13 protein-coding genes are annotated in these 12,400 nt (G+C 34.6%); 10 read left to right on the forward strand and 3 right to left on the reverse strand.

What is annotated here, in order from left to right; all coding sequences use genetic code 11:
• The first annotated feature begins 97 nt into the window (after positions 1-97).
• Genes KNQ12_RS14535 through KNQ12_RS14550 form a run of 4 tightly spaced genes read left to right on the forward strand, consistent with a single transcriptional unit; the run spans position 98 to position 3,123 of the window.
• On the forward strand, positions 98-877 hold the full coding sequence (locus KNQ12_RS14535) for a ParA family protein (protein WP_251055859.1): 780 nt from the start codon (positions 98-100) through the stop codon (positions 875-877).
• Positions 861-1,547 carry a DUF3102 domain-containing protein gene (locus KNQ12_RS14540; RefSeq protein ID WP_214749198.1) on the forward strand — a complete coding sequence of 229 codons (687 nt, stop codon included), beginning with the start codon at positions 861-863 and terminating at the stop codon, positions 1,545-1,547. Before KNQ12_RS14535 ends, KNQ12_RS14540 begins: the two co-directional genes overlap by 17 nt.
• Positions 1,544-2,323 carry a ParA family protein gene (locus tag KNQ12_RS14545; protein WP_214749195.1) on the forward strand — a complete coding sequence of 260 codons (780 nt, stop codon included), beginning with the start codon at positions 1,544-1,546 and terminating at the stop codon, positions 2,321-2,323. The genes KNQ12_RS14540 and KNQ12_RS14545 overlap by 4 nt, the downstream gene beginning before the upstream one ends.
• Positions 2,320-3,123, forward strand: coding sequence for a hypothetical protein (locus tag KNQ12_RS14550; RefSeq protein ID WP_214749193.1), 804 nt, complete (start codon positions 2,320-2,322; stop codon positions 3,121-3,123). The genes KNQ12_RS14545 and KNQ12_RS14550 overlap by 4 nt, the downstream gene beginning before the upstream one ends.
• 64 nt (positions 3,124-3,187) lie before the next feature.
• Here the strand turns inward: KNQ12_RS14550 and KNQ12_RS14555 are convergent, their stop codons facing one another.
• Positions 3,188-3,943 carry a hypothetical protein gene (locus KNQ12_RS14555; protein ID WP_214749191.1) on the reverse strand — a complete coding sequence of 252 codons (756 nt, stop codon included), beginning with the start codon at positions 3,941-3,943 and terminating at the stop codon, positions 3,188-3,190.
• A gap of 450 nt (positions 3,944-4,393) precedes the next feature.
• On the opposite strand from KNQ12_RS14555, the gene KNQ12_RS14560 reads away from it, so the two are divergent.
• The 4 genes from KNQ12_RS14560 to KNQ12_RS14575 all read left to right on the forward strand — a co-directional run bounded on the left by KNQ12_RS14560 (position 4,394) and on the right by KNQ12_RS14575 (position 9,011).
• The gene (locus KNQ12_RS14560) at positions 4,394-5,167 is read left to right on the forward strand and encodes a hypothetical protein (protein WP_214749188.1); all 774 of its coding nucleotides are present in this window, start codon (positions 4,394-4,396) and stop codon (positions 5,165-5,167) included.
• 87 nt (positions 5,168-5,254) lie between these two features.
• Positions 5,255-6,475: an HNH endonuclease gene (locus tag KNQ12_RS14565; protein WP_214775485.1), complete on the forward strand. Its 1,221-nt coding sequence runs from the start codon at positions 5,255-5,257 to the stop codon at positions 6,473-6,475.
• A gap of 87 nt (positions 6,476-6,562) precedes the next feature.
• Complete coding sequence (locus KNQ12_RS14570) at positions 6,563-7,231, forward strand: DUF1643 domain-containing protein (protein WP_214749182.1); 669 nt, start codon at positions 6,563-6,565, stop codon at positions 7,229-7,231.
• A 676-nt stretch (positions 7,232-7,907) separates the two neighbouring features.
• Positions 7,908-9,011, forward strand: coding sequence for an Abi family protein (locus tag KNQ12_RS14575; protein WP_214749179.1), 1,104 nt, complete (start codon positions 7,908-7,910; stop codon positions 9,009-9,011).
• 159 nt (positions 9,012-9,170) lie between these two features.
• Here KNQ12_RS14575 and KNQ12_RS14580 read toward each other — a convergent pair whose 3' ends face one another.
• Together KNQ12_RS14580 and KNQ12_RS14585 are read right to left on the reverse strand one after the other, a co-directional pair.
• Positions 9,171-9,410: a DUF1883 domain-containing protein gene (locus tag KNQ12_RS14580; protein WP_214749176.1), complete on the reverse strand. Its 240-nt coding sequence runs from the start codon at positions 9,408-9,410 to the stop codon at positions 9,171-9,173.
• Between the two features lie 234 nt (positions 9,411-9,644).
• Positions 9,645-10,007, reverse strand: a complete 363-nt coding sequence (locus tag KNQ12_RS14585) for a hypothetical protein (protein ID WP_214775487.1) — start codon at positions 10,005-10,007, stop codon at positions 9,645-9,647.
• A gap of 553 nt (positions 10,008-10,560) precedes the next feature.
• Here KNQ12_RS14585 and KNQ12_RS17275 point away from each other — a divergent pair.
• Positions 10,561-10,773, forward strand: a complete 213-nt coding sequence (locus KNQ12_RS17275) for a DUF6198 family protein (RefSeq protein WP_483297640.1) — start codon at positions 10,561-10,563, stop codon at positions 10,771-10,773.
• A gap of 785 nt (positions 10,774-11,558) precedes the next feature.
• A complete protein-coding gene (locus KNQ12_RS14590) occupies positions 11,559-12,290 on the forward strand; it encodes a hypothetical protein (protein ID WP_214749170.1) in 732 nt (243 codons plus the stop codon).
• The last annotated feature ends 110 nt before the right edge of the window (positions 12,291-12,400 follow it).

The following is a 12,400-nucleotide window of genomic DNA, read 5'->3' on the forward strand; positions in this document are numbered from 1 at the left end:
ATTTCTTTTTTTAATGTCTTTTGATTGATAAAAATTATTGAAAACCAAACAACCGTATGCCATGATGAATAAAGAAAGGGGAGAGATGATGAATATTATGACGTTTTACATATCAAAAGGAGGATCCGGAAAGACAACTTGTTCGCTAAATATGGGTCATGCCCTTGGAGAGCTCGGATATCGAACTCTTCTCGTCGACTTAGATCCCCAAGGATCGTTAAGTAAGTTGATGCTGAAAGTGTCGGATACGATTCAATACATGACACTGTACGACGTCCAATCTAAAGGATTAGCAATAGAAGAGATCTTATTTGATGATGAAAAACATAATATCAGTCTTCTTCCCTCCAATGAACGAAATGCACGCTTAATCAATTTAATATCTGAACAAGATAAGATTTTTCTATTAAAGGACTTATTAGCACCTCTTGCCGATGAGTTTGATTGGATCATTCTGGATTCAGTCCCTTCGATCAACGAACTCTCAAAAGTCGTCTTGTCGTGCGCAGACCATGTGGTCATTCCATTTATGCCGAAAAAGCTCGTATTTGATCAGTTAGGAAGTACAGTTCGAACGATTCGACAAGTGAAGAAGTATTATAACGCTTCACTTGAGCTAACAGGCATTATGCCAGTAGCACTCGATCTTGGTTTAAAAGGGGATCGCGAATATGCAGAAGCGATGGAGCAATTAGCAACAGCTGAACAATTACATGTGCTCCCATCTATACGACGTGCTGCTTTTATTGAGAAGGCAGCAGATAGCGGAAAGAGTGTTTTACAGTACAAGTCGAAAGAAGGCATCGAACTGGCACAACCGTTTCGTGAGCTAGCACTCTTGATGACAGGAGGACCGAAACATGAAAGCACGGAATAAACAAATTCATAAAGTCAGACCGCAGGATCAACATCCTTATCGGAGTGGATTGACCGATTTGAGTTCCGTCGTGCAGAAATTACCCGTTTCTCGTGATTTGGAGAACCTTGCTGTCGAAATTAAAGAGTTAGCGAAGATTCAAACGATCTCCGTTTTCGAGATTGGTAAGCGTTTGTCGATTGCTAAATCCGAGATGCACGATCAACAAGAATGGCGTACGTTTTTAGAAGTGGTCAACATGTCAACTTCACTCGCTTCCCGTTACGTCAAAGCATTTGACACACTAGAACCATTTGAAGAACAACTTCAAACGTTACCGGCATCCAAAGTATTTGAATTGATGTATGTCGATGATCCAGAAGACATTGTATTAAATGGACTTCCGATAGAAGAGGGAAGAAAGTCGCTCGAACAAGCAACCGTCCGAGAAATCCGTGCTGCTCGATCAACGACACCTAAAGTAAAAGTCAAATCGTTTCAACAACCGGAAGTGACATCGACTGTCCTTTCTACACGAGTTCCGACAGAAACATCAGAACAGATTCATGTGCTTGCTCGTGCTAAAGGGCTCAGCATTAGTGAATACATTTCAAAGATGATTGAAGAGACAATTCAGCGGGACATTATTAAAGATCAAAGTGAGATCGTGGAAGGAGAGAAGGAACAGTGAAAAAAATTGCCTTATATAATCGAAAGGGTGGCGTCGGAAAATCGACAACCACGATTAATCTAGCCCACGCGTATGCACGCCAAGGATTGCGCGTCCTCGTCATTGATGCAGATGACCAAGCATCGACGACGAATGGACTAGGCTTAACGGATGATTACGATGGAAAAGTGCTCCTTGATTGTCTGATTGAAGAATACGATCCCTTGTACGCGCCGATTGAACAAGTGATTGTTACCTGTGATTATGAACTAGGGACAATTCACCTAGTACCAACGCGTCGCTCTGCCTCTCCTACCGGACTGACGAGTCAGATGGGATATGAATACCGCTTGATTGAAGAACTAACGCGAATCGAAGACTTGTTTGATATTTGTTTGATTGATTGCCCAGGATCGACGTCAGCTTTAAATCCATATGCGCGTTGTGCTCTCGTTGCGCAAGATCGGATCGTCATGCCGGTACAGATGCAGAAATTCTCGATGGATGCTGTCTATACAGCTCCGGAAGAGTTAGAAGAAATGAGACACGGATACAAGGAAGATATTCATATCTCAGCGTTTATTCCAACAATGGTGAATGCGCGCTCTAAAGGAGATATGACGACTGTGGACGAGTTAAAGGAGTTAGGGGAAGAAGTTGGAATTCCTGTACTAACGACAATCCCATACATCGTAAAAATCCAATCCTTACAACGAGAAGCACGTCCTGTTCTTGACCATAAGAGTCCAGCAACTGATGCTTACTTACAGTTAGCAGAGGAGGTACTTGCCCTATGAGCAGTCGACGTAAAAAAGGACAAGCAACGTTCAAAAGCTTTCAGAGCACAGTAGCTGAAAAACTTGTTCAAGAAGAGAGCACAGAAGCGTTACGAGAAGAGCAAGTCGAAGCGGTGAAGAAGTTTGCTGCGCCTGCTATGTCAAATCCGTATCAGTCGCTTCCAGCTGTCGGTTTATCACGTGTGCTATCAAAACGTCTTCCGGAAGACATGGAAGGTATTATTCAGTACTACAATCATATTGATACAATCCAAGCAACAAGTTTTGTTGAGAAGTGTCGTATTCTAGCCCATGCAAATGAAGTATTCCGTGATGGTGAAACTAAAAAGGCGTTTCAACAGGAGCAAGGAAGTTGGAAAGATTTTTTAAATCATATTGGAATGTCTCAACCTCAAGTCAGTCGTTTTATTTCATTTTGGAATGTGTTTGGACCAACGATCTTAGACAAGGCGATTCAACATGACTTCAGTGCTTCTAAATTAGCTGAACTATTAACATGGCCAGAAGATCCAAAAATCGCGTTGCTCGAAGAGCGAAAGTATAAGATAAAAGATGGAGAGTTCACGGTCTACGAAATGACACGTGAGCAATTGCGTGAAGTAAAAAAAATGTTAAATGAGCGGAAAGAACAAAATGTTATTGATGCAGCTCCTTTACAGCCAAAACCAGCACGTGTGCATGTAGATTTTTCTGACAAAAATGATCCATTGTACCAAACGCTGAAAAAGCGAGCGCAAGATCAAGGAATGAAACCTGATCAAATCATACGAGCAGCGTTGGAGCAATACTTACGCACGTAATTAAATGACAAAGACCGTCCTACGTCTTAGTAGAACGGTCTTTTGATAATTTCAGCTTAATCGATTACTCATTTTTACTATCGAGAGATGATTGTGTACGCTCTCGTAAAACAGCTAGCTCAACTTGTTCGTGAAGTCGACGTTCAAACGATTCTTGATCCCGCTGCGCAATGGTCAACGCTAGCGATAGTTTTCGATTTTCTTCTTCTAACTGCTCGGAACGCTCGGTACGTGCTTTCAATTCATCGATTCGATCAGTTAAAGCTTTGTTTTGGCGATACAAGTGATCGCGTTCTTCCTCAAGTTTAGTAATATTTCCTTCCAAATGAAATACTTCTCGTTTTAATGAAGTAATTTCTTCCTTTTTAGATACTTCTAATTTTTCTTGTTGTTGTCTTATCTGAACTAACTCATTTTCTGTCTGTTCCAGTTTTGCTTTCATGTCTTGAAGTTCTTGCTGATGATTAGAGACTTTTTCTTCGTATTCTGCTTCTATGTTTTCTTTTGCTTGGAGCACTTCTGACTCTAACTTAGTAACTGTATCTAAGTGCCGAGATTGAATGCGTTGATTTTCGTATTGGAACGCTTCAAGACGTGCTGCACGTTCTTGAAAGAGAAGCGTAATCTGCTTGAGCGATGATTCTAATACAGCATCCTCTTCACTGAGTTTCGGATCAATCTCTCTTTGTTCAGCAAGTACAATAAACTCTTCAAATAACTGATTGGTTGTAATTTGACGTCCTTTTAATAATTCACCAATTTTTTCAGTAACTTCTTCAGAAAGACGAAACGATTTATTTTTCATTTCATTGGATGACATATATATCCCTCTTTCAACTTAAATATTTATAGATAGTATATCATGAGCTTATTTGACTCAATTCACTAAAAAGAAATTATCATAAGAGCGAGTTGAAATTCATTATAAAAATGAAAACTGCAGTGAAATTATTTTTAGTCATCTTACATAAATTTATATAAGTAACAGATATTACGTTCAACGGTATTTCGACATCGAAAGTATACAAATCAATTTATTTTAAATATGGAGCATCTATAGCTTAAAAGTGGTTTCTTTTAATCTGCTAAATAGCTTATGATTCACCATCATCGCGTTCTGAGTATTAACAAAAATACAGCCTATATCAAAAAATGATAAGGTGGAAGGATTATCCATACAAATAGCACAATAATCGATATACTAATGATTAAGAGATGAACTCGATAAATAATAATAAGTTGTCTCTATATTTAAATTGAGGTGATATGTATGGTATCCGTCACACAACGCATTCAAGCAATTAAAAAAAGTGACTCTGTTAAGCAACCAAGAGGTGGTTATATTCCTCCAAAAATATTTAATAAACGATGTTTTGAAGATGGAATTGAACTATCTTTAAATGAGAACATCCATCCAACGCTTATTGGCATTGTCGTAGATTATTTGACGCGCTTTTGCCAAGGTGATGATAAGGCCTTTGTTTCTCCTATGAATGGGGCATTGGTCGTAAAAGATCTTGAGTATGCATCAGAACTACGATCGGAGATACACGGGTTAGATGAAGAATCGATTTTTAATGCGTGTAGATTATGCGGATATGAGAGCTTAGCACGTGCTGCGAAAAATACGTATAAACCTGTCCAAACGATTAATCCAGACGATGAAACGATTCAGAATATCAAAACAATGGTAATGAGAAGTCTACATTTTTTTGAAGAATATGGGCCGGTCAATCAAGAAAAAATTATTTTTGAAGGTGGGTATACAGATATTATCACTAAGGGAGATGCGGATTATTTAACTCCGCATGCTCTATGGGAAATGAAAGTTTCAAAAAATAGTCCTACTATCGAACATACATTGCAACTGCTGATCTATTATTTAATGGGATGTCGATCAAAACTTAAAGACCATTTTGTTGGGTTATCCGAATTAGGAGTATTCAATCCTCGACTAAATACAATGTACACTTTAGCTATCAATACAATTGACTCTGAAACGATTGAAGCTGTATCGAGACATGTCATTGGTTATTCAAACTAAGGTAGATGTCTAAGTTATCAATTTATTTTAATCTATATGAGTATTATAAGTGTATTAAAATACACGGTAAGTTGAGGTGAATAAGAATTGTCGAATGTAGACACACTGTTTCAATTGTTTTTGAGTAGTATTAAAGAAGACAATCGATTATGGAAAAATGAATACCTAGTTTCAGAAATTGGAGAAAAACTTTATGATTTAACTAGAGGGAGTTATAAGACCGCTTCTTTCAACTATGCAATGACTAGCTTGTTTAGTAGACAAAAAAGTCGGGATTACTTTATTTTAAAGAATAAAAACCTACATTCCGAATTTACACGTTTAGCTATCGATGCTAATAGAAATAACTCAAGTTGGAAAACCGTTTATGGAACAGAAAAAGTAAGAATTAATCCATATTATTTAATAAATCTTTTCCCGTATTCAAAAGGCGATAGCATTCGAATATTACCAATGTCTAATAAAGACTTAACATTTAGAGATAAAACTACTGCAGAAGTTCAAATATGGTTTCAACATACACTCCCTTCTGAACTGTATCAATTTAAAACTGGAATGAATATAGAACGGGGATCTCTTGTATTATTTCAGTGGAACTCTCACTTAATTGCTTCTGCCGTTTTAGAAGAAGTAATTAAATATTCTTCTCCAACCCAAAACGGTTATACGGGTAGCTATAGGTTTTTTCCTTCTTCAATAGCTACATTTATTCCTATTAACCTTCAGGAGGTTCAACAATCTGGCATTCATCTAAACAAATTTAGTAATGCTAAAAGAATAATTAACACTTTGTATTTTTACAATATGATGTGCTTACTTTTATCCAAAGAAATCACATTTACATCCCTAAGCAAATTAGAGGATCAAGAGGCAATGGAACGTATTGAACTGCCACATCGTGATCCTGAAGATGAAGATATTCCAGTTCAACGGATCAGAATAAATAATATGAAATCAAATCAAAAGTGGGTCAGAAGTAAATCTATTGTCAAAAAGGCTTTAACTGCTTCCGACTATACTTGTGAATATGATGCATTACACCAGAACTTTATTTCTAAAGTGACAAATAAAAATTATGTCGAAGCACACCATCTAATACCAATGGAGTTTCAAGACGAATTCGAGTATAGCTTAGATGTAACTGCTAATATTGTAATGCTTTGCTCAGTTTGTCATAAACGAATTCATCACGAAAGCATTACTCAAAGCAAAGAGATAATAAAAAAACTATATGATCAAAGAATTGGCAGAATGAAGCAATGCGGAATTTCCATACCGTTAAAAAAGCTTCTTTTGTATTATAGGTAATTTCAAAGGGATTATTTAATCAAAAAATTCTTAAGGCAACTGAAATATTAATATATTATGATAGTTCGTAATCAAAGGAGAAAAATGATGAATCGGCTGCTATTAGAGAGTTCTGTTCGATTATCTAATAATATGACAGAAGCTAAATTTTACGAAGAGTTACAAAAATGGATTCATGAACAAGGAAGTATATTTGAAATAGACTTGCAAAACAAGGATCAGGAGTTAAGCATTCAAAATGCGCAACATAAGGCTATTTTTAGTAAAGACGGGATAAAAAGATATAGTTTACATATTATGTGGAACACGAATGAGGAGTGTCAGAAAGTTACCGTAGTTATGATGAATCCTAGTCATGCTAATGAAAGATTCAGCGATCCAACAGTAACATTTATGACAAAATATGCGCAAAAGTATTTTAAGGCGGGTAGTCTTAAAATTGTCAATATAAGCCCAATTATCAATCCCGACTCTCAAGCTCTTAATGAAGATTACTTTATCAATGATACTATTAATGAGAAGGCAATAGAAGAAGCGATAGAGTGGGCTGATACTGTGTTTTTAGCTTGGGGCGATCTAGGTAGATATGGCGTTGAAGCAATGGGGAATAAATTCAGGAATTTACTGAGTTCAAATCATCAGAAGTTATATTGCTTTGCACAAAATCAAATGGGTCAGCCAAAACATCGAAATCAACGACCACCTTACCAACTAATTCATAAACTAATAAGAGTAAATCTAAATGCGATCTTTTAATTATTATGAGCTGTTTTCAAATGATTTTTTTATCTTTGATAATATGGGGTCCCGTGAGTCTTTCATATATTTAATAAAGGAAACAAGCACCGTTTCTTTAATGTTACTCGAATGATCGGTAGATGTATTATTGATACTAGACCAAAATTACTTATCTTCTATATGTGAATATATATTAAAAAATTCCCCTTATCTTATAAAGAGGTATCATAGTCTATTCATGAAGAAGGTTGTACATTTTTTGTGCATAAGAATCTTATTTATTTATACAAACAGAAATTAATAAAGAATACAAAGGCATATAAAATAGCATAATTCAAATATCTAATCAAAAAATGATAAGATAAATTAAAGTATACATTTCGATGTCGAAAAATTAAGCTATTTTTTATTTTCTAGAAGTTTAATAATAGTGTATGCTAATAAAAGGTTAGTTTAAAATAGCTGATTTTATTATGATCTCATGAACAGCTTAAAATTTTATGTACTTAGAAATAGTGTGATTTTTAAATACACAATTTTTTGGAACGTAAAAAGTATCTAACAAATAAAACAGTTGATTTTTGATTGAATAAAAGTATAATAAAAGTAACAGCAGTCAACTAACGCCTCTTAACAATGCGAAACACAGTTGGCCTTTTTTTATGTCAAAATTCAAGGCGGAGTTTTTTTTAAGATGGATAATTCCAAAAAAATTAAATTTGTAGATGTTGAACAATTATTTTATACAGATGAGCTTTACGATGTAAGAGACATTGACAAAATTAATTTTTATTTTGATCAACCGCAAAAAACAAAGCTTCTTATGAAATCTCCTTATTCAATAGAAGAAATGATTGAAAAATTGAAAAAAGATAATATGTCTTTCACTTTGGAAGAAGAGAATGAATGTAAGGATTTTTTAAGAAAAGTAAATTATTACACGTTCAAATACTATTCAAATGATTTATTTGGTAAAGGCATTGAAAAAAGCTTTACTGCGGTGAAAGCAACTTATAGTTACGATCATTACTTACGAAGTTGGCTACACGACTTGATTTCTAGACTAGAAGTATTCTTGCGGTCTTCCATTATCGATATATTAGCTCAAAATTATCAATCAGATAATTTTCAACCTGCTCAATTTTATTTAGATGAAGATATTTATTTCGAGGAGAAAGGGAAACGTTCTAGAACTAAGAAGGAGAGAGTAATTAGAGTTAATAAATTATATGAAAATTTCTATAAAACGATCCAAGCTAATAAACAAAAGCATGAAGCGATTAAACACCATGAACAGAATTATGGTGCTACACCAGTCTGGTTATTGTTTGATTTAATGACTTTAGGTAGTCTTTCAACATTCTATAGCTTATTGATTCCTCAGTATAAAACTCTTGTGGCTCGAAAAATGACTACGAATGCCAAAGAAAATAGGCTATTAGGCGATTTATTAGCAAGCTGGATTGATTCATTAAGACACTTAAGAAATGTAGTGTCACACACAGGTAAAATTTACGGTACTAATTTCAATTTAATTCCGAAAGAGCATGAGAATGACAAATTGTACATAGAAGAATTGAGACGATTTCATTATGACAAAAGGTTAATAATTCATTTGCTATTCATGAGAAGACTCTTTATGGTGATGACTGATGAAGATCACACCATATGGAATGAGAAAATCGAAGAATTGTATTCAAAGTCTAAGGAAAGTGATTCTGTTTTACTTTCCAAAATCGGATTTGTTGATGGAACGAAAGCGAAATTACTTATTAATGAAATACCAGAAAAGTCATAGGATCAGGTACGATAAGAGAATTCGTTTAAACGGTTAACTTGTTTACTTTCTTATGAATATTACTTTTCGCTAACTTTGAATAAAAAAATCATAGAAGTAGGCAGTATTATTCGTTCGACTGTCTACTTCTATGAGAAAACCGTAGTTATAGATTATTTGTTAAAAGAACTGATAATAATACCTTGTATTTCCGTTGACGATTAAATACCACCGTCCAGCGCCTTGTACAGATATGGTTACTGGAGAACTTGTTTGGTGACCGCCAAAGTACTTAAAACGTCGGCCGCTTTTATAATGTTGATAATTGATGCTATCTACTAAAAATACATCTGCTGCATGTTGCAATTCTACTCTAACAGTTAATGTAGAGTCTGTATCCGCATAAGGAATTCGATCCATATTATCACCTCCTTTGAATGGTAATGAGCTTATTTTAATACTAATTCAGGATTAGAGGCTTTAAAGTGTGTTCTGATTTTAGTTTCATTTATAAAACTAAAAGGTACGATTTCTCGAGACTTTAATTGTTTCAAGTAGTGCGCTTCACGAAGTGGAACAAATGAAGTCAACTTCCAAATCTTTGATTCGTTGAAACCAATCGATCGAATGTTATGCATGAGGCGATCAATTGTATTAGGATCCTGCAGCCATATAACCTTTGCTTTGATACCATAAATTATTATCCTCATTTTTCTTCAGATTTTGACCACACATAGTAGCCGTATCAATTCGATCAATCATCGCAATGATATTACGAGTGCCAATCAACTTTCCTACTTTTCTTACAACTTCCAAATCTACATGTTCGCTATCAAAATTCATACAGATAGTGATATCTCCAGCAGCAGCAGCTTTAATCAACGTTCCTGGAACTTGTCCTACTTTCTCGCAAATATTATCAAGCGACCATTTTTGGATTTCTGAATCGTATAACTCATGTAGTCTGACTTTCTTTCCTTCTGATGTTCTCCACGTATGCATAAAATTTAATGGCATATCATTAAACAAATGATCTATAAGTATAGGTGTAGAATCTGTAAAGTGGTTTGCCTTTTTAGCGACCTTGATGATTTTCTCAATTAACTCTGAAGTATAGTAGGGTCATTTTTTTGAAAGTGTCCTAATTCAGGTTTAATACCATTCTTAATCAGTACTTCAACAATCTATTCAATCGTCGGATGATCTTCCGTAATTTGATCCTTTAAATAAGAATTGTTTGTCATCGCGTCGGGTGAAAGAACAGTATATAAAGCGAGTAAATGTATGAATCGTAAAAAGAGATGGGCAATGTATCTAGAAGGGTTGTTAACACTTTCACTCCGTGTCGTGCTTATGATCATAGCTAGTATAGGTATAGCACCTTGAGATGCACTGAATATCGCATTAGAGCGAAATATAGGAATGAGTATTGGTTTTTGAGTGTTCACAATAGGGAGTGAACTGATTTTTATCAATGGTCTAATTAAACAAGGTATATCTAATCTGTTAAGTTTTATACATATTTTCATTATTGGTTTGTTAGTAGATGGATTAAATATTCATATTACGAATGAGATTGATTCAGAGAATCGATCTACTAGCTGATTATTATTTTTTTATTGGGATATTGATAATAAGTTGTGGACTTGCTTTGTATATATGCTCTTCTTTACTTGCTGTTCTTAATGATGAATTTATGATTAAACTTAGCAAGCGAACAAGCTGGAAGCTGGCAATAAAAAAGACATGCGGAGAGTGTACAGCCTTTTGTATCGCGTTTTAAATGGATCAAGTGGTATCGAAACGTTATTCGTCCATTGTTTTTTTAGATATTTTAATTGATATAGTGTCTCGCATTTTTGATATGATTAAAATACCAAAATATTGACACAAGAAAGGGGTATAATGGCAAAAATAACAAAAATTGATTGATTAGCTATCGTATCACGATCCACTGTACCACGCGTACTAAATAATCATCTTTGTGTAACAGAGCAAAAAGAGAAGCTGTTTTAGAGGCCATTCGTTTGACCAATTACGATACAAACAAATTGATGGGCTAATGGTTGCTCCAACAGTGACTTCAGCATCAGTCTTGCTGGAAATCAGTAAATACGGTCCGATAGTATCATGTGAGTGGTCGAAAGGAGATCATTCTCAAATATACATTGATCATTCCGATGGAATTGAACTAGCCATGAATCACCTTTAGGAGAGTAGATATCAAAGCGTAGCGCTTTGTTTAAGAAATCCAGATAGCAGTGTTGGAAAAAGTCGTAAAAATGCATTTTATAAGTATATCCATTAGAGTAATTTTAGTCGGAAACGATTATGTGGCAGCAGGAATCATTCACCAAGCGAGACTGTTAAAAATAAAGATTCCAAAAAAATGTGCTGTGACAGATTTGATAATCAATTGATTACTGAAGCAATCGATATTACCACTATCGATCAGCCGATTCATCAATTAGGAGTGCAAGTAGTCAGAATGATAGATGGTTTAATTAATCGTCAAACAATCTACTTAAATGTGAACTTAAAAATACATGTGCAAGGAGAGCTGATTAAATGCGAAAACTGATTATATTCCATCAAAATAATTACAATCCAAAGACTAAAGAGAGATTTAAAACGAAAGAGTTTTTATTTAGTATTCTTTTATTATGTGGTTTTTTAGTGAGCATTCTTCTTATTCCACTATTATCTAATTATTTTGTACTTCTTGTCTCATGGATACTACCAGCTGGTTTTGCGATAGGAACATATCGTTACTTTAATTATTTAGAAAGAGAAACAGATTTTTTTGTAAATAAGAATGAGGAATACAAAATAGCATTAAAAAAACAGTTAAATGAAGAAAGTATAGTTAACAGTGCTCAACTTGATGTACTTATAAAAACATTAACTGAAGAGCGAGATGGAAATCAGAAACAGTTAGGTGTCGCTTTTCCATTCGTCGTTCTAGGCGTCACCTTAATTTCGACTCTTTCCAATAAGGGGCAAGTCACTAATGAAACATTAGCTTTATATTTTGTAATCTATTTTTTTGCAGCCTTAGTGATACATGCTATCTTAAAAATTTGTGAGCCATTTTTTAATTTGTATGCAGATCGTGTGGCTACATTGATTAGTTTTTTAAGGGAAATTCAAATCGAGTGGCTAAATGATCGTTCAAGAGAAACTGTCACTATTTTAGATCAAGAGGAAAGAAAAAATGATAAGAAACTTTCAGTTGAAATTGAATCTGCAATGACTAAAACTTCACCAGTAGATACTAAAGAAACGAATCCATTAGTTTAATGTAATAAAAAATTAAAAACGACATTTTAATCAGCAAGTTGTTATTATCGTATAAATTACCTCTTTTTAAGACATAAGACAACGTTCTTATAAAAACTAAAAGGAGGAAA

The sequence above is a fragment of the Exiguobacterium sp. s11 genome, from assembly GCF_018619015.1.
Classification (GTDB): Bacteria; Bacillota; Bacilli; order Exiguobacteriales; family Exiguobacteriaceae; genus Exiguobacterium_A; species Exiguobacterium_A indicum.